The sequence below is a fragment of the Labrys sedimenti genome (assembly GCF_034424805.1).
Classification (GTDB): domain Bacteria; phylum Pseudomonadota; class Alphaproteobacteria; order Rhizobiales; family Labraceae; genus Labrys; species Labrys sedimenti.
The window spans coordinates 140,388-160,855 of sequence record NZ_JAXOUF010000003.1 but is presented as its reverse complement, the minus strand read 5'-3'; the positions used below and the strand labels follow the sequence as shown (position 1 = coordinate 160,855).

The following is a 20,468-nucleotide window of genomic DNA, read 5'->3' as shown; positions in this document are numbered from 1 at the left end:
GCGACCGAATCAGTCACCGTGAAAGTGCCTCGCGGGCAGGCGCGAGAGCACGATTCGGATGGAAGTATCATTAAGAGGCGACTATTATAGCCGTAGTTCTGGCGTGCGCGTAGGTCCAAGTGGGAGGTGATCATGCATGATCACCGCCCGACAATCGCGGGCCGCACGCGCTTTGCTGGGTTGGACACAGGAGACGCTCGCGGACAAGGCCCGTGTATCCCTCACCGCACTCAAGCGATTGGAATCCGAGAGCAATCTCGGGATCTACGAAAGCACGCGCGACGAGGTGAGACGAGCCTTGGAACGAGATGGGATCGTCTTCTTGAGCTCCGACCAAGGCGTAGGGGTCATGCTTGTCGATCATAAGGTTCGTCGCTGATTATCGGCATATCGCCGCCGTGACGCGATTGTCCGGCGACACGGCTTGCATTCGTAACGGCGTCAGATCATCGTTAACAAATCCCTCCACAGTGGATATTTCGGACATCAGGGGGATGCGGTGACGACGCACGACTTCAAGGATGAAGCACCAACGGGATCGGCTCTCACGCCGTACGACCGGGCGCATATGGCCTTGTACCTGCGCCTGATCGATTCATGGCGCGACGGAGCCGACTGGAGAGAAGCCACACGCACGTTGTTCGGCCTCGATCCTGACGCTGATCCGGAGCGTTGCCGTCGCGTTCATGCGACACACCTCGCACGGGCGCGCTGGATGTCCGAGCACGGCTACCGCGAAGTCGCGAGAGAGAGCCTTGCCCGTTAGCGCCCGCGATGCCTCGGGAGCAACACCTGTTGCTTCAACCTGGACTTCCGCGCAACGCAACTCACGGTAATCATTGTCAGTCCGAACTCGATCGGAAGACGATGAGGAGCAAAGCTGTGACGCCGGATCCCTCTCAGTGGCGAGCCTCGGCAAATTATGATCACGTCGATAGACTGAGCGCGTCTGACCTTGCTTGGGAGTGGCTTCGGCGCAATGACGCCTACGACCGTGACTTCACGGCGCTCCTGCATCGCGACATCTCTCCCGAACAAGATCTAGAAGACTTCCGACTCCGTTGGGGGTTGCGATTTCCCTGTCGATCCGCTGGATCCGCCGCCGGCCGCTCCCGTGCTTTGGTCGCCTACGGACGATACCAGCACTGTTATTCTCGACACGGCGCCAGACCTTCTCGCGACGACGACAACAGCGGCGATCTTACCGCCGCCGCTTGCATCTGATTCAATCGGCGCAGATTTCAGACTGCATGACGCTGACGTCCCATCGCTGCAGCTTATCCAGATCGGCGAGTCGGCGACGATCACCCCGTTGGTCGCGGTCATCCCGCTCGACATCAGCGGCTTCGACCGTCTGGAGTCGGTTGAACGCCTTCTCGCGACGCTTCATCACCGCGCCGTGCCACCAGACACGCGGTTGACAGCCCAGCAACGTGCCAGAGCTCGCAGAATGCTCCAAGCATTCGACGGTTTCCGCTACGGCGCCACGCAGCAGTCAATTGCGCAGGTGATCTTCGATATCGGCGATGTCAGTCGCGACGAATGGCAAGCCTCGTCGCGCCGACATGCAACCATGTCTCTGCTACGCGAAGCTAGACGCATGATCGAGGGTGGTTACCGTAAACTCCTTCGGCATCGCCACCGCCGCGGCTAACCGGCTCAGCCCGCCATGCGATGCGCCGCAGACCGCCGGCCTCGGACGACGATCCGATCACGGTGTGGGAATTAGGCTCCCCCCAAATCTCCACGACAACTGCCCGGCCTTCTTTCGCCACCGTACCCGCAGGCCGCCGCTCATCCGTAGCGGCCGCCGCGAGAGCACGGAGGTTCGATCATGGGCGAGGAAGCCGCCAATCTACCGCCACGATACCTGCGCACCGAGGAAGCAGCGCGCTTCTTGAACCTATCGGAGCGCACCCTTGAAAAGCATCGTACGTATGGCACTGGTCCAACCTATCGCAAGCTGGGCGGCCGCGTCGTTTATTCCATAAACGACCTTCAAGCCTGGGCAGATCGTGGTCTCGTCACCTCGACCTCCGATCCGAGCGGAAACGTTTCACCCGCCAAGCCCCAGAAGGCCGCGTCGCTCGTCGTAGGCCGCACACTGCGCTGAGACGGTCGCATGTCGCCCAGTCATCAGCATCACAGCGGCGAGCGCGCGCAACTCGATCTGTTCCGGGCGCTGCCCGGCGATCTCGCGCCCCGCGACGCGCAGGATCTCATGGCCTATCCGTTCTTTTCGCTCGCCAAGTCGAAGCGCTTGGCGCCGATCGACTTCAAGGCCGGCGCGGTGAAGATTCGCGTCGAAGCCGTCGCCGAGCATGGCATGGCGACCATATGGGACGCCGACGTCCTGATCTGGGCCGCGTCACAGATCGTCGAGGCGCGCGACGTTGGGCTCCGCCCGTCGCGTCTGATGGCGACCACCCCTTACGAGATTCTCAACTTCATCGGCCGCGGCGTGTCGCTGCGCGACTACGACCGCCTCAAGGCAGCGCTCGACCGGCTCCAGTCGACCACCGTCGCGACCTCGATTCGCCAGCCGACCGAGCGGCGAATGCATCGCTTCTCTTGGATCAACGAATGGAAGGAGCGCGCCGATCATCGCGGCCGCCCGCTCGGTATCGAACTGATCGTGCCCGATTGGTTCTATGGCGCGGTGCTCGACGACGCACTCGTGCTGACGATCGACCGCAATTACTTCGGCCTGACCGGCGGCCTCGAACGCTGGCTGTACCGCCTGGTGCGCAAACATGGTGGCAAGCAGGAGTTCGGCTGGAGCTTCGACTTCCCCCATCTGCACGCCAAGTCGGGCAGCCTCTCGCCGCTCAAGCATTTTGCCTACGACCTGCGGGACATCGTCAAGCGCCAGCCGCTGCCCGGTTACCGGCTGACGATCGAGCAGTGCCTCGGCGGTCCGGAAATCCTCTCCTTCGTGCCGACCGATCCGGATTCCCTTGGCATCCCGCGCCGCCGTCGCCGCGCCAAATCTTACCCTGGGGATAAGCTGTGAATCGCCTCGTGCTATCAGGGACCGGCACTATCGTGCCATCGGGGACCGGACTCTCGTGCTATCGGGGACCGAAATCGTCGATTCCTCGCGCTGAATCAGCAGCTTGCGAGCCCCGTAACTTATCTAACCTAGATTCCTACGGAATCTTTCTAACGCGACCGCGTTTTTCGGCCGCTGTGGACGAGTTCCCGATCGCCGGGAGACCGTCATGATCGTGGCGCTGCTCAACCAGAAGGGCGGCGTCGGCAAGACGACGCTCGCCCTGCATCTGGCCGGTGAATGGGCTCGACGTGGGCAGCGTGTCACACTGGTCGACGCCGATCCACAAGGCTCAGCGCTCGACTGGTCGCAGCAGCGCGCCCGGGAAGGCCTGGAGCGGCTGTTCGGTGTCGTGGGTCTGGCCCGCGATACGCTCCACCGAGAAGCCCCGGAGCTGGCGCGCGATGTCGACCACGTCGTGATCGACGGACCGCCGCGCGTCGCCGGCCTGATGCGCTCGGCGCTGCTTGCTGCCGATCTCGTGCTGATCCCGGTGCAGCCGTCGCCGCTAGATGGCTGGGCGTCGGCCGAAATGCTGGCGCTGCTCGGCGAGGCGCGCGTCTATCGCCCGCAGCTCGCCGCGCGCTTCGTGCTGAACCGCTGCGCCGCTCGCACGATCCTGGCCCGCGAGACCGCCGAGACGCTGGCGGATCAACACCCGCCTTTGCTCTCGACCACGATCGGCCAGCGCATCGTGTTTGCCGACGTCGTGCAAACCGGTCGGCTCGCCGCCGAGCAGGACGAGGATTGCCCTGGCGCGCGCGAGATCACCGCGCTCGCGGCGGAAGTCGCGAGGGTCGGTGCATGAGCGAGCGGTCCTCCAAGCGCAGCTTTGCGGCACGTCCTGCCGATCCCGAAGATTGGATCAAGGCGCCCGGCCGTCATTCCCTTCGGGCTCACCCCAGCGAGGATTTCTCGGCGCGGCTGACGATCGACGTCACCGCGGACATGCGGGGCCGCATCAAAATCGCCGCCTTCCAGCGCGGCCAGACCGTCGCCGACATGCTGCGCGCGCTGTTCGAGCGTGAATTCCCACCCCCGTCAGGAGAAGGACAATGACCGGCCTCGTCGCCGCGCCAATGCGCGTCGGCCGTGCTGCCGCCGAGCCGCCGCCCGAAGCGTTCACCCAAGTCGAACTCGTCTGGGTCGAGAAGCAGACCGAACACTGGATTCGCTTCGGTCGCGAGCAGCGCGAGCAGATCCTCGACCGCCGCCGCCGCATCCTCTTCTTCCCTCCCGGCAACGTCCTCGCGCTGGTGCGCTGGGCGGCGAACGAACACGGCACCGTCGTCTCGCGCCTCGACATCCTGCGCACAGTCGAGTGCGACGCGCCGTGTCAGACGGTCCCGACGGTGACGCCTGGCGCAGAGGTCCTGCTGCACGTCGATGGCTGGCCGAAGGTTGAGCGCATGCTCCAGCTCATCGACGCCATCGAAGCGCGCGGCATCGACCCGATCGAGGTCTCGCCGGACCACTGGCGCCACGTCCACAACCGAATGACCGTCGGCGAAACACCGCGCGCCTATGGTCCGCGCCAGCATCGCGCCTTTCTCCTGCGTCGGAGGATCGGCGCATGACCCGGCTCTCCTACGCCGTCATCACGACGGCGGCCGTCTCGCTTATCGGCGTAGCTTCGATCGCTTCGTTCGCGCCGCGCCTGATCTGGAACGCGTCCGCCAGCACGCCGGTCGGCTTCTACACGATCGGCGATGTGGGCGCGGTCGACGTGACCGATCTGGTGGCCGTAGACGCGCCCGAGCCGCTCGCAACCTTCCTGTCCGATGGCGGCTACCTGCCGCGCGGCGTGCCGCTTTTAAAGCGCGTCGCCGCGGTCCCGGGTCAGCGCGTTTGCCGGACCGGGCTCGCCATCACCGTCGACGGCGTGCCGATGGGCGACGCGCTCGATCGCGATCGTCGCGGTCGCCCGCTCCCGGTGTGGCAGGGCTGCCGCTCGGTCGCGGCCGGCGAACTGTTCCTGATGAACTGGCAAGTCCGCGACAGCCTCGACGGTCGCTATTTCGGCCCGCTTCCGGCCTCCGCCGTGATCGGCCGGGCCACCCCTCTCTACACCGACGAGGACGGCGATGGCCGCTTCGTCTGGCGCGCGCCGACGCGGTGACGGCGCGCCCATGACCCTGTCCACCGCAATCTGAAGGAGACGACCAATGCCCGTGATCGGTCAATTCATACGCGAAAATGACGGCTTCATCGGCCACCTGACGACGCTGTCTCTACACCAAGACGTCATCATCGTCGCGGCCGAACCGTCCGATGCGGAGAACGCGCCAGACTTCCGCGTCCATGTGCTCGACACCAACAGCAACGAGACCGGCGCGGAGATCGGCGCCGGCTGGAAGCGCACCGGCGAGAAAGCTGGCGAGTACGTATCGCTGCAACTCGACGATCCGACCTTTGAACATCCGATCCGCGCCAACCTGTTTCAGTCGGCCGACGACAAATCCGCCTGGGGCCTGCACTGGAACCGCCCGCCAAAGCGCGGCGAGCGGGACTGAGCGATGTCCGCTGCCCGCATTCAACCTGTCGTCGGGGGGAGGATCGCCCTCCGACGTACAACCTTCCTCCTCCTTTCCGGCCTGTTATTAGCGATGCCGGTAACCGGCCCCGCCAGCGCGCAAAAAACGCCGGCAGAGCGGTCGTCGCAAAGCGAGCCGTACGCCACCTACATCACCGAGGCCGCACAGCGGTTCGGCGTTCCCGAAACGTGGATTCGTGCAGTGATGCGCGTCGAAAGCGCGGGCGATCTGCGCGCGATATCGTCGGCCGGCGCGATGGGTTTGATGCAGATAATGCCCGCCACTTGGGCCGAACTCCGCGTCCGGCATCGGCTCGGCGGCAATCCCTACGACCCGCGCGACAACATCCTGGCCGGAGCGGCGTATTTGCGCGAGATGCACGATCGCTACGGTTCGCCCGGCTTCCTGGCGGCCTATAACGCCGGTCCCGGTCGTTACGAGGAGTATCTCGCCGGCCGACTATTACCTGCCGAAACGCGCGCCTATGTCGCCGCGCTCGCCCCCGTTGTCGGCGGCGGCGAACTCGCCGGGCCCGTCAGGGTGGCTGCAGCCGATCCGCTCGCATGGACGCGGGCGCCGCTCTTCGTCGTGCAGTCTGCCAGCAGCGCGACTGCAACGCCAGTGCGTCGCGGAAGCGCGCCCGGCGACGCCGCAACGACCGATCCGGGCGCGATCGCATCCCAATCCGATGGGCTTTTCGTGGCGCGCAATGCCTATGGAGGCCCCCGATGATCGCGTTCGTGCCGCATCGCACCATAGCGTGGTCTCGCGGACGGAAGGCGGTCCGCGCAGGAGGAGCAGTCAGCACAACCGCACGATGGCGAGATAAAAGCGCGCGAGGTGCGGCTTGGTGCGGTCGTGTGTTTTCAGTGACTTATTCCGCGTCCGCGCGAGGTGCGCCTGATCGGCACAGCCTGCGCTTTCCCGATTTCCGCAAGAATTTCGGCGCCTTCGCGCGATGTGCGGGGCCTCGGCCATGAGCGGCGAGGACGATTTCCGCATCCGGCCTGGTCGCATCCGCTCCACCCGGGCTCAGCAGGCGCGGCCCTTCATCGCGCAGGCCTTGGCGGCCGCGCAGCGGGCCGGCGGCAGCGTCTCCCGCTCCGGCAAGATCAGCTCGAGCAACCGCTCGCGGTTCGGGCGCGGTCAGCGCGCGACCGTCCAGGCCAACCGGCTGCTCACCAGCCGATCGCGCAACACGGTGATCAAGACGCGAGTCGTCCGTCATGGCGCTCGGATCGCGCCGCTCAGCGCGCACCTCAGCTATCTCAAGCGCGAGGGCGTGACCCGGGATGGAGAGAAGGCTCGCCTGTTCGGTTCCGAGACCGAGGACGCCGACCCGAAGGCCTTCGCCGAGCGGACCCATGACGATCGTCATCATTTCCGCTTCATCGTCTCGCCCGAGGACGCCACGGAGATGTCCGACCTCAAGGCCTACGCCCGCGACCTGATGGGGCAGATGGAAAAGGATCTCGGCACGAAACTCGACTGGGTGGGCGTCGATCATTGGAACACCGACAATCCCCACGTCCACATCATCCTGCGGGGTCGGACCGACGACGGCCAGGACCTCGTCATCTCCCGCGACTACATCAAGGAAGGCATGCGCGCCCGCGCGCAGGATCTCGTCACCCAGGAGCTGGGGCCGCGCACCGACCACGAGATCCGCCGCAACCTTGAGCGGCAGGTCGGCGCAGAGCGCTGGACCAACCTAGACCGCCAGCTTTCGCGTGATGCCTATCGCACCGGCGTCGTCGACCTCGCCCCGCATCCCGACCGCCAGCCGGACGAATTCCATGCGATGAAGGTTGGCCGCTTGCGGAAGCTGGAGACGCTCGGCCTTGCAGATCAGATCGGCCCCGGCCAATGGGTCGTCTCGGATAATGCCGAGGCGACGCTGCGCGAGCTGGGCGAGCGCGGCGACATTATCAAGCGCATTCATCGCGGCCTGAGCGAGCGCGGTATCGAACGCGGGGCGGCCAGCTATGTGCTCGCCGGCGAGAGCGTTGACGATCCCCTCATCGGTCGGCTGGTCGATCGCGGCCTCGACGACGAGCTGAAGGGGACAGCCTACGCCGTGGTCGACGGCACCGACGGGCGCACCCATCACATCAAGCTTCCCGATCTCGACGCAGCCGGCGACAGCGCCCCAGGTTCGATCGTCGAGCTGCGCAAGTTCGACGACGCGCAGGGCCGTCGCCGCGTCGCGCTCGCCGTCCGCTCCGATCTCGACATCGAGCGGCAGGTTCATGCGACCGGCGCCACCTGGCTAGACCGGCAGGCCATCGCCCGCGAGCCGGTCGCGCTTGGCGGCGGCGGCTTCGGCGCCGAGGTGCGTCAGGCGATGGACCGGCGGGCTGACCATCTCATCAGCGAAGGGCTCGCCGAGCGGCAGAGCCGGGGCGTCAGTTTCTCGTCGGGACTGATCGAAGCGCTGCGCCAACGTGAGGTCGAAGCGCTGGGGCAAAAACTCGCGGCCGAGACCGGCCGGCCATTCTCGAAGGCTGGAGCGGGCGAGTATGTCGCGGGCACCTATCGCCAGCGCTTCGCGCTCGCATCGGGCCGCTTCGCCATGATCGACGACGGCCTCGGCTTCCAGCTCGTCCCCTGGTCGCCATCCCTCGAACGCCACATCGGCCAGCACGTATCCGGCATCTCGCGCGGGGCTGGCGGCGTCGACTGGAGCTTCGGTCGCAATCGCGGCCTCGGCATGTAGCCCAACCAAGAACGGAGTGCCTGCCATGTCGGCGACGAAAATCCTCTGGGGCCAGATCCTCACCGTGTTCCTGATCGTGCTGATGACCACCTGGGCCGCGACACAGTGGACCGCCTATCGTCTGGGCTTTCAGCCTCAACTCGGGGGCCCCTGGTTTGAATTGGCGGGCTGGCCGATCTACTATCCGCCATCCTTCTTCTGGTGGTGGTATTTCTACGACGCCTATGCCCCGCCCATCTTCGTCGAGGGCGCCTACATCGCCGCATCAGGCGGCTTCATCTCCATCGCCGTCGCGATCGGCATGTCGGTGTGGCGCGCGCGCGAAGCGAAGAATGTCGAAACCTATGGCTCTGCCCGTTGGGCCCGCCCTGACGAGGTGAAAGCCGCAGGATTGCTGGGGCCGGATGGCGTCGTCCTCGGCAAGCATGATCGCGACTACCTCCGCCATGACGGTCCGGAGCATGTGCTGTGCTTCGCGCCGACCCGCTCCGGTAAGGGCGTCGGACTCGTCGTGCCGTCGCTGCTGACTTGGCCGGGCTCGGCGATCGTTCACGACATCAAGGGCGAGAACTGGACGCTGACCGCCGGCTATCGCGCCCGCCACGGTCGCGTGCTGCTGTTCGATCCGACCAACGTGAAGTCGGCCGCATATAACCCTCTGCTCGAGGTGCGGCGCGGCGAATGGGAAGTCCGCGACGTGCAGAATATCGCCGACATCCTGGTCGATCCGGAAGGATCGCTTGAGAAGCGCAACCACTGGGAAAAAACCAGCCATGCCTTGCTGGTCGGGGCGATCCTTCACGTTCTCTATGCAGAGGCTGACAAGACCCTGGCCGGCGTCGTCGCATTCTTGTCCGATCCGAAGCGGCCGATCGAGTCGACGCTCGCGGCGATGATGAAAACCGCCCATCTCGGCGAGGCCGGCCCGCATCCCGTCATCGCCAGCGCGGCCCGCGAGCTGCTCAACAAATCCGACAACGAGCGGTCCGGCGTGCTGTCGACCGCGATGTCGTTCCTGGGCCTGTATCGTGATCCCGTCGTCGCCGAGGTCACCCGCCGCTGCGATTGGCGCATCGCCGACATGGTCGGCGGCAAGCATCCGACCACGCTCTACCTCGTCGTGCCGCCTTCCGACATCAACCGGACCAAGCCGCTCATCCGTCTCATCCTGAATCAGGTCGGGCGCCGGTTGACCGAGGACCTGCACGCCAAGGGCCAGCGCCATCGTCTGCTGCTGATGCTCGACGAGTTTCCCGCGCTCGGCCGCCTGGACTTCTTCGAGAGCGCGCTTGCCTTCATGGCAGGCTATGGCCTGAAGGCCTTCCTCATCGCGCAATCGCTGAACCAGATCGAGAAGGCCTACGGCCCGAACAACTCGATCCTCGACAACTGCCATGTGCGGGTGAGCTTCGCCACCAATGACGAGCGAACCGCCAAACGCGTTTCGGATGCGCTCGGCACTGCCACCGAGATGAAGGCGATGAAGAACTATGCCGGCCATCGTCTGTCGCCATGGCTCGGCCACATGATGGTGTCGCGCTCGGAAACCGCACGGCAACTGCTCACGCCGGGCGAGATCATGCAGCTCCCGCCGTCGGACGAGATCGTCATGGTCGCCGGCATTCCACCGATCCGCGCCAAGAAGGCGCGCTACTACGAGGATCGCAGGTTTCAGGAACGTATCCTGACGCCGCCCGCACTCACCAAGCCGACAACCGCGAGGGCCGACGATTGGAGCACGCTGGCTTTGCCCGAACGCCCGGTGCTGAACACGCCCGTCGCTGCGGAGGATGCAGGAGATGATGATCCCACGGATTCGGAGCGGCGGCACCAGCCTGAGCTGAGCCGCACCAAGACGGTCGAGCGTAAGCCGGTCATCGAGAACGAGTTCGAGATCGATCCTCGCGATGAAGTCGAGGAGGACGCCGCTCGCCTCAGCCGCATGACCCAGACCATGCGCCAGGTCGCTCGACAGGCGTCGCTGGATCCGGGCGACGGCATCGAGCTTTAGGAGGCGCCGATGAGCAAGCCTCCGAAGAAGCAGCGTCTTTCCGTCTATCTCGATCCGGACGTCATGAAGGCGCTCGCTGTCCATGCCGCGCGGCGCGACGTGTCCCTTTCGCTGGTCGCCGAGGCCGGCATCGCGTCTTTCCTATCACCCGACGCTGCGGAGCGGCAGGAAGCGGCGACGACAAAGCGGCTCGACCAGCTCGACCGGCGTATGGCGCGCATGGAGCGCGATCTCGGCATATCGGTCGAGACGCTCGCCGTATTCATCCGCTTTTGGCTGACGTCCAATCCGCCCTTGCCCGAGCCGGCCCAGCTTGCGGCGCGCGCCAAGGCGGGGGAGCGCTATGATGACTTCGTGACCGCGCTCGGCCGTCGACTCGCAACAGGACCGAAGCTCAGACAGGAGATTTCGGAAGACATCCCGCCCGCGCGCGACGCGGAATAATCATTGACGCGCGCGCCGCAAGTATTCGAGCGTTCCGCCGTTCTCCTGTCTTTGTACGCCACAGTACGACGACCACATGACGGTTGTTGTCAGGCCATGATTTCTTCCTCTTCTACTCATCCCCGATCCAGGGCCGCACATCGCGGACCCGCAAGAGAACGGGGACGACGTGGCGGCAACTCACCAGAAATCGGAAGCGATTCTTCGCGGTGCGCGAATGCTGCGCACAGCCCTCGGGTCTGCGATCGCCACGTTTCTCGAAGATCCCGCGATCGTCGAGGTGATGCTCAACCCCGATGGGAGGCTCTGGGTCGACCGGCTGTCGGAAGGTCTTTCCGATACGGGTGAACGACTGTCGCCCGCCGATGGCGAGCGCATCATTCGCCTGGTCGCGCATCATGTCGGCGCCGAGGTGCATCCCGGCGCTCCACGCGTTTCGGCCGAGCTGCCCGAAACAGGAGAGCGGTTCGAAGGGCTGTTGCCCCCGGTCGTTTCCGCGCCGGCCTTCGCGATCCGCAAGCCCGCCGTCGCGGTGTTCACCCTGGACGACTATGTGGCGGCCGGGATCATGTCGGCTGGTCAGGCCGAAACCCTCCGTCAAGCCGTTGCCGACAGGCGCAACATTCTCGTCGCCGGCGGCACCTCGACCGGCAAAACCACGCTCACCAACGCTCTGCTCGCCGAGGTCTCGAAGACCTCGGATCGCGTGGTCCTGATCGAAGATACGCGCGAGCTGCAATGCGCTGCGCCCAATCTGGTGGCGATGCGGACGAAGGACGGCGTCGCCTCGCTCTCCGATCTGGTCCGCTCTTCGCTCCGCCTGCGGCCGGATCGCATTCCGATCGGCGAGGTCCGCGGTGCCGAAGCACTCGACCTGTTGAAGGCATGGGGCACCGGGCACCCAGGCGGCGTCGGAACGATCCATGCCGGCACCGCGATCGGAGCGCTGCGGCGTCTCGAACAACTAATCCAGGAAGCCGTCGTCACCGTCCCGCGCGCGCTGATCGCCGAGACGATCGATCTGGTCGCCGTGCTCTCCGGCCGCGGCGCCTCGCGTCGCCTGGCCGAACTCGCCCGCGTCGAAGGTCTCGGCCCTGAGGGCGACTACCGTATCACCCCCGCAAGCCAGCCCTCCGCAGGAGACCCGTCATGATCAAACACGCTTTGCGTATCCGCCGGCACATCGCCTCAGCGGTGTGCATGATTTTTCTTTCGCTCGCTTTGGCACCCGCCGCCCACGCTTCGGGCTCGTCCATGCCCTGGGAGGCGCCGCTTCAAAAAATCCTCGAATCGATCGAGGGGCCGGTCGCGAAAATCATCGCCGTTATGATCATCATCATCACTGGTCTGACGCTCGCGTTCGGCGACACGTCGGGCGGCGCCCGCAAGCTGATCCAGATCGTGTTCGGCCTGTCGATCGCGTTCGCGGCGTCGAGCTTCTTCCTGTCGTTCTTCTCGTTTGGCGGCGGGGCGCTCGTCTGATGGCTGACGGCGCGGATCATGGCGGCGAGCTGCCGGGCTTCTCCGTTCCCGTACACCGGGCGCTGACCGAGCACATCCTGCTCGGCGGCGCGCCGCGTTCGCTCGCCATCCTCAACGGCACGCTGGCGGCCGCGCTCGGCCTCGGCCTTCGCCTATGGCTAGTCGGCCTCGGGCTTTGGGCTGTGGGGCATTTCGCGGCGGTCTGGGCGGCCAAACGCGATCCGCAGTTCGTCGACGTCGTGCGCAAGCATCTACGCGTCCCCGGTCACCTGTCGGTCTGAGGGAACGACGCGATGATGAACCTTGCCGAATATCGCAATCGCAATACGCGGCTTGCCGATTTCCTGCCTTGGGTCGCCCTGGTCGGAGAAGGCGTCGTCCTCAACAAGGATGGTAGCCTGCAGCGTACTGCGCGCTTCCGCGGTCCTGACCTCGACAGCGCCGTGCCGGCCGAGCTGGTCGCAGTCGCGGGCCGGCTCAACAACGCTTTCCGACGTCTCGGCTCCGGCTGGGCCATCTTCGTCGAAGCGCAACGCCACGACGCCGCGACCTATCCCTCCAGCCTGTTCGCCGACAGCGCCTCTGCGCTGGTCGACGCCGAACGCAAGGCCGACTTCGAGGAAGCAGGCGCGCACTTCGAGTCCAGCTATTTCCTCACCTTCCTCTATCTGCCGCCGGCCGAAGACGCGGCGCGTGCCGAAGCATGGCTATACGAGGGTCGCGACCACGGCGGCGTCAACGCGCGCGAAGTGCTGCGCGGTTTCGTCGATCGTACCGATCGTATCTTGAACCTGATCGACGCCTTCATGCCGGAATGCGCGTGGCTCGATGACGCCGAAACACTCACCTATCTGCATTCGACCATCTCGACGAAGCGTCATCGTGTCCGCGTCCCTGAGACGCCGATGTATCTCGACGCTCTTCTGGCCGATCAACCGCTGACCGGCGGACTCGAACCCCGCCTCGGGCAAACGCACCTGCGTATCCTCACCATCGTCGGTTTCCCGACCGCGACGACGCCCGGCATTCTCGACGAGTTGAACCGGTTGGCCTTTCCCTATCGCTGGTCGACGCGGGCCATCCTTCTCGACAAGACCGATGCGACCAAGCTGCTGACCAAGATCCGTCGGCAATGGTTCGCCAAGCGCAAGTCCATCGCCGCCATTCTCAAGGAGGTGATGACCAACGAAGCCTCGGCGCTCGTCGACACCGATGCGGCCAACAAGGCGGCCGACGCCGACATGGCGCTGCAGGAACTCGGCGCCGACTATGCCGGCCAAGCCTATGTCACCGCCACCATCACCGTATGGGACGACGATCCGCGCATCGCCGCCGAGAAGCTGCGGCTGGTCGAGAAGGTCGTTCAGGGGCGCGATTTCACCGCGATGGCGGAGACCATCAATGCCGTAGACGCCTGGCTCGGCTCCTTGCCCGGCCATGTCTACGCCAATGTCCGCCAGCCCCCCATTAGCACACTCAATCTCGCCCACATGATCCCGCTGTCAGCGGTGTGGGCGGGACCGGAACGGGACGAGCACTTCGATGCACCCCCACTGCTTTACGGCAGAACCGAAGGCTCGACCCCGTTCCGGCTTTCCATCCATGTCGGCGATGTCGGCCATACGTTGATCGTCGGTCCGACCGGCGCCGGCAAATCCGTACTGCTCGCGCTCATGGCGCTGCAATTCCGGCGCTATCCGCAGTCCCAGGTTTTCGCCTTCGACTTCGGCGGGTCGATCCGGGCCGCGGCGCTCGCGATGCGCGGCGACTGGCACGATCTCGGCGGCGGCCTCACCGAAGGCGCCGAAGACAGCGTGTCGCTCCAGCCGCTTGCCCGGATCGACGACGTCGCAGAGCGCGCATGGGCCTCGGACTGGCTGATCGCAATCCTGGCGCGCGAAAGCGTGTCCGTCACGCCCGAGGTCAAGGAACACCTGTGGTCGGCGCTGTCCTCGTTGGCGTCGGCGCCGGTCTCCGAGCGCACGTTGACCGGCCTGTCCGTCCTGCTCCAGTCCAACGACCTGAAGCAGGCGTTGCGACCCTACTGCGTCGGCGGACCCTATGGCCGCCTCCTCGACGCAGAGGCCGAGCATCTCGGCGAGGCCAACGTCCAGGCGTTCGAGACTGAAGGACTGATCGGAACCGGCGCCGCCGCCGCCGTGCTCGCCTATCTCTTTCACCGCATCGAGGACCGCCTCGACGGACGGCCGACGCTCCTGATCGTCGATGAAGGCTGGCTCGCGCTCGACGATGAGGCATTCGCCGGCCAGCTCCGCGAATGGCTGAAGACGCTGCGCAAGAAGAACGCCAGCGTCATCTTCGCCACCCAGTCGCTCTCCGACATCGACGGCTCGGCGATTGCACCGGCGATCATCGAGAGCTGCCAGACACGCATCCTTCTGCCGAACGAGCGCGCGATCGAGCCGCAGATCACCGCCATCTATCGCCGCTTCGGTCTCAATGACCGGCAGATCGAGATCCTCGCCCGCGCCATGCCGAAGCGCGAGTATTACTGCCAGTCGCGGCGCGGCAACCGCCTGTTCGAGCTCGGACTATCCGATGTCGCGCTGGCGCTGTGCGCAGCCTCATCCAAGCAGCACCAAGCGCTGATCGCCGAGGTTCACGCGCGAAGCGGCACCGACGGCTTCCTCTCCGAATGGCTGATCTCGAGCCGGCTCGCCTGGGCTGCCGATCTCATTCCCAACCTCACCAACGTCATCCCCCAAGCCCATCAGGAGGTATTCTCATGACACGCTCATTCCGTTCGCGCTCTCGCGCACTGCGTTTCGCCACGATCATCGCTGCGACACCAGTCGCTATCTCGCTCTTTATCAGCACGCCAGCTGCGGCCCAATTCGGCGGCATCGTCTACGATCCGACGAACTACGCGCAGAATGTGCTGACGGCTGCGCGGACGCTCCAGCAGGTCAACCAGCAGATCACGCAGCTTCAGAACGAAGCGACAATGCTGATCAATCAGGCCCGCAACCTTGCGAGCCTGCCATACTCGTCGCTTCAGCAGCTTCAGCAATCGGTACAGCGCACGCAGCAGCTCATGCAACAGGCGCAGGGCATCGCCCTCAACGTCCAGCAAATCGATCGCGCGTTCCAGACCACCTACGGAAATGCATCGATGTCGGCTTCCGATCAGGCGCTTGTCGCGCAGGCGCGTGAACGCTGGCAGAACACCGTCGGCGGTTTGCAGGACGCCATGCGCGTCCAGGCCGGCGTTGTCGGCAACATCGACACCAACCGTAGCGAGATGTCCGCGCTTGTCGGGCAGAGCCAGGGCGCGACCGGTGCGCTGCAGGCGACCCAGGCCGGCAACCAGCTTCTCGCCCTGCAGGCGCAGCAGCTTGCCGACCTCACCGCGGTCGTGGCCGCCAACGGCCGTGCGCAGAGTCTGTCCGAGGCCGAGCGTGCGGCCGCGGCCGAGCAGGGTCGTGAGCAACGCCGTCGCTTCCTGACGCCTGGCAGCGGCTACCAGCCGGGCAACGCCCGCATGTTCCCGAACGGCAACTGAGACCGCGGCCATGGACGGCAAGATGCTCGCAAGGATCGGCGCGGCGGTGTTCGTCGCCGTCGCGATCACCGCGACCGCGATCGAGATGACGCGGAAAGAGGAGGCGCCAGCGTCTTGGTCGTCAGGCCGCGCCGTTCAAGCGCGGGTCGATCCGCTGCGCGACGCCCTGATCCGCTGCCAGGCGCTCGGCGAAGACGGACCGCGCGATCCGGCGTGCCGCCGCGCATGGGCCGAGAACCGAAACCGCTTCCTCGCGCCCGGTGCCCGCCCGGCCGAGCGTTTGCCGGACATGCCGTCCGCGCCGCGAGAGAGCCTCACCCCTCAGCCTGATGAGCGCAACCCTCCGATGCCGCCGCCCGCCGCGCCAACCCTCACCCCACAGCTCGACGAGGCTCGGTAACGTCATGGGCAACACCGGCGTTATCGACCATTTCCTCGAGGTCTTCACCCGCTACATCGACAGCGGTTTCGGACTGCTCAGCGGCGAGGTCGCTTTCATTGCGACCACGTTGATCGTGATCGACGTGACGCTGGCCGCGCTGTTCTGGAGCTGGGGCGCCGAGGACGACATCTTGGCCAGGCTGGTCAAAAAGACGCTGTTCGTCGGTGTCTTCGCCTACATCATCGGCAACTGGAACAACCTCGCCCGCATCATCTTCGAAAGCTTCGCGGGCCTCGGCCTCAAAGCCAGTGGAACAGGCTTCACCACGGCCGATCTCTTGCGTCCGGGCAAGGTCGCACAGACGGGTCTGGACGCCGGCCGGCCGCTGCTCGATTCCATTTCCAGCTTGATGGGCTACTGGTCGTTCTTCGAGAACTTCATCCAGATCGCCTGCATGTTCCTGGCCTGGGCGCTGGTGCTTCTCGCCTTCTTCATCCTCGCCATCCAGCTCTTCGTCACGCTCATCGAGTTCAAGCTGACAACGCTCGCCGGCTTCGTGCTGATCCCGTTCGGCCTGTTCGGCAAATCGGCCTTCATGGCCGAGCGAGTGCTTGGCAACGTGATCTCGTCCGGGATCAAGGTCTTGGTGCTGGCCGTCATCATCGGCATCGGCTCGACGCTCTTCTCCGAATTCACGTCCGGTTTCGGCGGCCAGAACCCCTCGATTGATGAAGCGATGGCGATCGTGCTGGCCGCTCTGTCGCTACTCGGTCTTGGCATCTTCGGTCCCGGCATCGCCAGCGGGATCGTCTCAGGCGGTCCTCAACTCAGCGCCGGCGCCGCCGTCGGGACGGGCCTTGCCGCCGGTGGCATGGTCGCTCTCGGCGCCGGCGCCGTCGGCGCGGCCGCATCCGGCGGTGCCGCACTGGCTGGTGGCGCCGCCGCCGCCGCTCGGGGCGGCGCCGCGTTCGCGGGTGGCGCATCGACCGCATATAGCCTTGGCGCAGCCGGACAGTCCGGTGCAGCCGGCGTCGCTTCCGGGCTCGGCGGGGTCGCCCGCGCCGGCGGCAGCGCCGCCGTGTCGCCGCTGCGCCGTGCCGCGTCGCGCGCTGCCGAAAGCATGCGTTCCAGCTTCAGCGCTGGCGGCAAGGCGGCATTCGGGGCCACAGGCGGAACTTCCACCATGGGCTCGATTGGCGGTGATGCCGCCGGCGACGGAGCAGCGCCCGCGAGCGCTGGCGGCGCTCCGGCCTGGGCGCAACGCATGCGGCGCTCCCAACACATGACCCACGCCGCGCAGGCCACAGCCCATGCCGTTCGCTCAGGCGACGCACATGGCGGTGGCTCGTCCGTCAACCTGTCCGAAGGCGATCGCTGATGTTCAAACGACCCTCTACCCATTACGGCAAGGCCCCCGAGCCGGAGACGCCTTATCAGCGCGCCGCCCAAGTTTGGGACGAGCGCATCGGCGCATCACGCATCCAGGCCAAAAATTGGCGATTGATGGCGTTTGGCTCGTTGCTCCTGTCAGCCGGATTCGCCACCGCGCTCGTCGTACAGTCAGCCCGCGGGACCATCGTGCCCTGGGTGGTCCAAGTCGACCGGCTCGGCCAGGCGCAAGCGGTTGCCCCCGCTCAGGCGGACTATCGTCCGACCGATCCGCAAATCGCCTTTCACCTCGCGCGCTTCATCGAGCAGGTCCGATCGATTCCCGCGGACGCCATCATCGTCCGCCAAAACTGGCTGCGAGCTTACGATTTCACGACCGATCGCGGCGCTGCGGCCCTGAACGACTACGCGCGGTCGAACGACCCGTTCGCGAAGGTAGGCCGCCAGCAGATCGCCGTCGATGTCTCCAGCGTCATTCGCGCGTCACCCGACAGCTTTCGCGTTGCCTGGGTCGAGCGCCGCTACGAAAACGGCCAACTCGCCGAGACCACGCGCTGGACCGCGATCCTGACGATCGTGGTCCAGATCCCCCGCAACGCCGATCGCCTCCGGGCGAACCCGCTCGGCATCTACGTCAACGCAATAAATTGGTCACGGGAGCTTGGGCAATGAAGCCGTCTTTCCGTAAAGCCGGAAACCCGGCTTCACACAGTCTCGCATTTCCGGCTCTCCGCAGAGCCGCAATCCCGGCGATCCTGCTGGCGACGACCGCCCTCGCTGGCTGCGCCACTACCACGCCGCCGCCCGAGATTTCCTACGACAACGCGGCTCCCGCCGTGCAGACTGTCGATTCGCCTGCACCTGTCACCGTGGTCGAGCTGCCGCGCCCGCTGCCGCTGCCCGGCCAGTTGCAGCGCGTCGAGCCATCGCGGCGTCCGGCCGAGCCCGCTGATCCGACGGCGCGAGTGAACCAGGCCAACGCCGCCGCGCGCATTCAGCCGGTGCGCGATGGCTTCATCAATTCGATGCAGGTCTATCCCTTCACCCAAGGCGCGCTCTATCAGGTCTATACCGCCGTCGGTCAGATCACCGATATCGCGTTGCAGCCGGGCGAGCAGCTCGTCGGCTCCGGCCCCGTCGCCGCCGGCGACACCGTGCGCTGGATCATCGGCGACACCGAGAGCGGCGCGGGTGCGACGCGGCAGATCCATATCTTGGTGAAGCCGACCCGCGCCGAACTGATGACCAACCTCGTCATCAACACCAACATGCGCACGTACCACATGGAGCTTCGGTCGACCGAGCGCACCTATATGGCATCGGTCTCCTGGCAGTACCCGCAGGACCAGCTCATTGCGCTGCGCCGGCAGAACGCCGAGGCTCAGGCGGCGCAGCCTGTGGCGAGCGGTGTCGATCTTGCCAACGTCAACTTCCGCTATGCGATCGATGGTGATCGGGCACCCTGGCGTCCCTTGCGCGCTTTCGATGATGGTCGCCAGGTCTTCATCGAGTTTCCCCGCGGCATCGGTCAGGGCGAAATGCCGCCGCTCTTCGTCGTTGGCGCGGAAGGCGACACCTCAGAGTTGGTGAACTACCGCGTGCGCGGGCACCACATGATCGTCGACCGCCTCTTCGCCGCCGCTGAACTGCGGTTTGGTTCCGGCGATCGGCAGCGGCGCGTTCGCATCACCCGCACCGACGGGAGGCCGACTTCGTGAGCGAGAACCCTCTCCGGAATGAGGATGCGCCCGACGACGACGCGCAGCCGTTGACCGGCGAACCGGCCAGCGCGGCGCCGATGCGGCTGCGCGCGGATCCACCCCGCGTCACCCGGCTATCGCGCAAGGTCCTGGCTGGCGTGGGCCTGGTCGCGAGCCTCGGCCTCGGTGGCGCCTTGATCTACGCGCTTCAAACCCGCGACAGCGGCCGACCCAATGAGGAACTCTACTCGACCGAGAATCGCTCGACGGCTGACGGGCTCGCGGGCCTGCCGCGCGATTACAGCGGTGTTCCTCGGCTTGGTCCACCGCTTCCCGGCGATCTCGGCCGGCCGATGCTCAGCCCGGCGAACGGCGGACAGCCTGTTCCGGCCCCTGGCATCGCGACTCCGAATCCCGGGCTTAGTCAAGAGGAGCAGCGGCGCCTTCAGGAAATCGAAACCGCCCGGACCAGCCGGCTGTTCTCCGGGTCGGAGTCCCGCGCCGGTGCCCCCGCAACAACGCCGGCCGTCGTGCCTCCGCCGACGCCAAACCTCGCCAGCCTCGGGCTCGCGCCGCCGCCGGCAACGCCTTCGGCCCAGGATCGTCAGAACGCCTTCCTCAATGCCGCGCCCGATCGCAGGACGGTGGCGCCCGATCGAGTCGTCGCGCCGCCATCTCCGAACGTTCTGCAAGCCGGCGCCGTCATCTCGGCTGCGCTCATCACCGGAATTCGTTCCGATCTACCTGGACAGATCACGGCGCAGGTGACCGAGAACATCTACGACAGCCCGACCGGGCGAATCCTTCTCGTGCCGCAGGGCACGCGCGTCGTGGGCCAGTACGACAACAGCGTGCAATTCGGACAGAGCCGCGTGCTCTTGGTCTGGAACCGGCTGATTTTCCCGAACGGTCGTTCGATCGTGCTAGAACGCCAACCCGGAGCTGACTCCCAAGGATTTGCCGGCCTTCAAGATGGCGTGGACTACCACTGGTGGGATCTCGCCAAGGCCGCTGGTCTGTCCACACTCCTCAACGTCGGTGCTGAACTTGCCGTCGATGATCAAGACCGGCTGCTGCGAGCCATCCGCAACGGTGGCCAAGACACGATCAACGATGCCGGTCAGCAGATCGTTCGCCGCCAGCTTAACGTCGCTCCGACGCTCACGATCCGGCCGGGCTTCCCGGTCAGGGTGATCGTGACGCTGGATCTGGTACTCGAACCATATGGAGGGTGA

At 65.8% G+C, this 20,468-nt stretch carries 25 protein-coding genes; all 25 read left to right on the top strand.

Annotation, left to right across the window (positions count from 1 at the left end):
* Window positions 1-136 precede the first annotated feature (136 nt).
* The 25 genes from U1R88_RS12355 to U1R88_RS12235 all read left to right on the top strand — a co-directional run bounded on the left by U1R88_RS12355 (window position 137) and on the right by U1R88_RS12235 (window position 20,468).
* Window positions 137-379 (top strand): helix-turn-helix domain-containing protein, encoded by a 243-nt coding sequence (locus U1R88_RS12355; RefSeq protein ID WP_168073986.1) that lies wholly within the window; start codon window positions 137-139, stop codon window positions 377-379.
* Window positions 380-499: 120 nt separating this feature from the next.
* Window positions 500-766, top strand: coding sequence for a DNA -binding domain-containing protein (locus U1R88_RS12350; protein WP_099957446.1), 267 nt, complete (start codon window positions 500-502; stop codon window positions 764-766).
* An 8-nt stretch (window positions 767-774) separates the two neighbouring features.
* Window positions 775-1,224, top strand: a complete 450-nt coding sequence (locus tag U1R88_RS12345) for a transcriptional regulator domain-containing protein (RefSeq protein WP_322431479.1) — start codon at window positions 775-777, stop codon at window positions 1,222-1,224.
* Window positions 1,115-1,654, top strand: coding sequence for a DUF2285 domain-containing protein (locus tag U1R88_RS12340; protein ID WP_322431478.1), 540 nt, complete (start codon window positions 1,115-1,117; stop codon window positions 1,652-1,654). Before U1R88_RS12345 ends, U1R88_RS12340 begins: the two co-directional genes overlap by 110 nt.
* A gap of 180 nt (window positions 1,655-1,834) precedes the next feature.
* Window positions 1,835-2,113 (top strand): helix-turn-helix transcriptional regulator, encoded by a 279-nt coding sequence (locus tag U1R88_RS12335; protein WP_322431477.1) that lies wholly within the window; start codon window positions 1,835-1,837, stop codon window positions 2,111-2,113.
* A gap of 9 nt (window positions 2,114-2,122) precedes the next feature.
* Window positions 2,123-3,013, top strand: a complete 891-nt coding sequence (locus U1R88_RS12330; protein WP_171131272.1) for a replication initiator protein A — start codon at window positions 2,123-2,125, stop codon at window positions 3,011-3,013.
* Window positions 3,014-3,221: 208 nt separating this feature from the next.
* A complete protein-coding gene (parA, locus tag U1R88_RS12325; RefSeq protein ID WP_171131274.1) occupies window positions 3,222-3,860 on the top strand; it encodes a ParA family partition ATPase in 639 nt (212 codons plus the stop codon).
* Window positions 3,857-4,111, top strand: a complete 255-nt coding sequence (locus tag U1R88_RS12320; RefSeq protein WP_171131276.1) for a hypothetical protein — start codon at window positions 3,857-3,859, stop codon at window positions 4,109-4,111. The genes parA and U1R88_RS12320 overlap by 4 nt, the downstream gene beginning before the upstream one ends.
* Complete coding sequence (locus U1R88_RS12315) at window positions 4,108-4,629, top strand: DUF2840 domain-containing protein (RefSeq protein ID WP_171131277.1); 522 nt, start codon at window positions 4,108-4,110, stop codon at window positions 4,627-4,629. The genes U1R88_RS12320 and U1R88_RS12315 overlap by 4 nt, the downstream gene beginning before the upstream one ends.
* Window positions 4,626-5,171: a S26 family signal peptidase gene (locus tag U1R88_RS12310; RefSeq protein WP_099957439.1), complete on the top strand. Its 546-nt coding sequence runs from the start codon at window positions 4,626-4,628 to the stop codon at window positions 5,169-5,171. The genes U1R88_RS12315 and U1R88_RS12310 overlap by 4 nt, the downstream gene beginning before the upstream one ends.
* A gap of 46 nt (window positions 5,172-5,217) precedes the next feature.
* Window positions 5,218-5,565 carry a DUF736 domain-containing protein gene (locus U1R88_RS12305; RefSeq protein ID WP_171131279.1) on the top strand — a complete coding sequence of 116 codons (348 nt, stop codon included), beginning with the start codon at window positions 5,218-5,220 and terminating at the stop codon, window positions 5,563-5,565.
* Window positions 5,566-5,568: 3 nt separating this feature from the next.
* Window positions 5,569-6,318 carry a lytic transglycosylase domain-containing protein gene (locus U1R88_RS12300; RefSeq protein WP_171131281.1) on the top strand — a complete coding sequence of 250 codons (750 nt, stop codon included), beginning with the start codon at window positions 5,569-5,571 and terminating at the stop codon, window positions 6,316-6,318.
* Window positions 6,319-6,562: 244 nt separating this feature from the next.
* Window positions 6,563-8,302, top strand: coding sequence for a relaxase/mobilization nuclease domain-containing protein (locus U1R88_RS12295; protein WP_171131283.1), 1,740 nt, complete (start codon window positions 6,563-6,565; stop codon window positions 8,300-8,302).
* Window positions 8,303-8,327: 25 nt separating this feature from the next.
* Window positions 8,328-10,313: a conjugal transfer protein TraG gene (locus U1R88_RS12290; RefSeq protein WP_171131285.1), complete on the top strand. Its 1,986-nt coding sequence runs from the start codon at window positions 8,328-8,330 to the stop codon at window positions 10,311-10,313.
* A gap of 9 nt (window positions 10,314-10,322) precedes the next feature.
* On the top strand, window positions 10,323-10,757 hold the full coding sequence (locus U1R88_RS12285) for a CopG family transcriptional regulator (protein ID WP_171131287.1): 435 nt from the start codon (window positions 10,323-10,325) through the stop codon (window positions 10,755-10,757).
* A 217-nt stretch (window positions 10,758-10,974) separates the two neighbouring features.
* Window positions 10,975-11,910, top strand: a complete 936-nt coding sequence (gene trbB / locus U1R88_RS12280) for a P-type conjugative transfer ATPase TrbB (protein WP_217352833.1) — start codon at window positions 10,975-10,977, stop codon at window positions 11,908-11,910.
* Window positions 11,907-12,239, top strand: coding sequence for a TrbC/VirB2 family type IV secretion system protein (locus tag U1R88_RS12275; RefSeq protein ID WP_168074010.1), 333 nt, complete (start codon window positions 11,907-11,909; stop codon window positions 12,237-12,239). Before trbB ends, U1R88_RS12275 begins: the two co-directional genes overlap by 4 nt.
* Complete coding sequence (locus U1R88_RS12270) at window positions 12,239-12,520, top strand: VirB3 family type IV secretion system protein (protein WP_099957431.1); 282 nt, start codon at window positions 12,239-12,241, stop codon at window positions 12,518-12,520. Before U1R88_RS12275 ends, U1R88_RS12270 begins: the two co-directional genes overlap by 1 nt.
* 12 nt (window positions 12,521-12,532) lie before the next feature.
* Entirely contained in the window at window positions 12,533-14,989 is a 2,457-nt protein-coding gene (gene trbE / locus U1R88_RS12265; RefSeq protein ID WP_171131291.1) for a conjugal transfer protein TrbE, read from the top strand.
* Window positions 14,986-15,762, top strand: a complete 777-nt coding sequence (trbJ, locus tag U1R88_RS12260; protein ID WP_171131293.1) for a P-type conjugative transfer protein TrbJ — start codon at window positions 14,986-14,988, stop codon at window positions 15,760-15,762. Before trbE ends, trbJ begins: the two co-directional genes overlap by 4 nt.
* A 10-nt stretch (window positions 15,763-15,772) precedes the next feature.
* The gene (gene trbK-alt, locus U1R88_RS12255; RefSeq protein WP_171131295.1) at window positions 15,773-16,162 is read left to right on the top strand and encodes a putative entry exclusion protein TrbK-alt; all 390 of its coding nucleotides are present in this window, start codon (window positions 15,773-15,775) and stop codon (window positions 16,160-16,162) included.
* 4 nt (window positions 16,163-16,166) lie between these two features.
* A complete protein-coding gene (trbL, locus tag U1R88_RS12250) occupies window positions 16,167-17,522 on the top strand; it encodes a P-type conjugative transfer protein TrbL (protein WP_171131297.1) in 1,356 nt (451 codons plus the stop codon).
* Window positions 17,522-18,205 carry a conjugal transfer protein TrbF gene (gene trbF / locus U1R88_RS12245; RefSeq protein WP_099957426.1) on the top strand — a complete coding sequence of 228 codons (684 nt, stop codon included), beginning with the start codon at window positions 17,522-17,524 and terminating at the stop codon, window positions 18,203-18,205. The genes trbL and trbF overlap by 1 nt, the downstream gene beginning before the upstream one ends.
* Entirely contained in the window at window positions 18,202-19,251 is a 1,050-nt protein-coding gene (gene trbG, locus U1R88_RS12240; protein ID WP_171131298.1) for a P-type conjugative transfer protein TrbG, read from the top strand. Before trbF ends, trbG begins: the two co-directional genes overlap by 4 nt.
* Window positions 19,248-20,468, top strand: a complete 1,221-nt coding sequence (locus tag U1R88_RS12235; RefSeq protein ID WP_322431474.1) for a TraB/TrbI/VirB10 family type IV secretion system protein — start codon at window positions 19,248-19,250, stop codon at window positions 20,466-20,468. Before trbG ends, U1R88_RS12235 begins: the two co-directional genes overlap by 4 nt.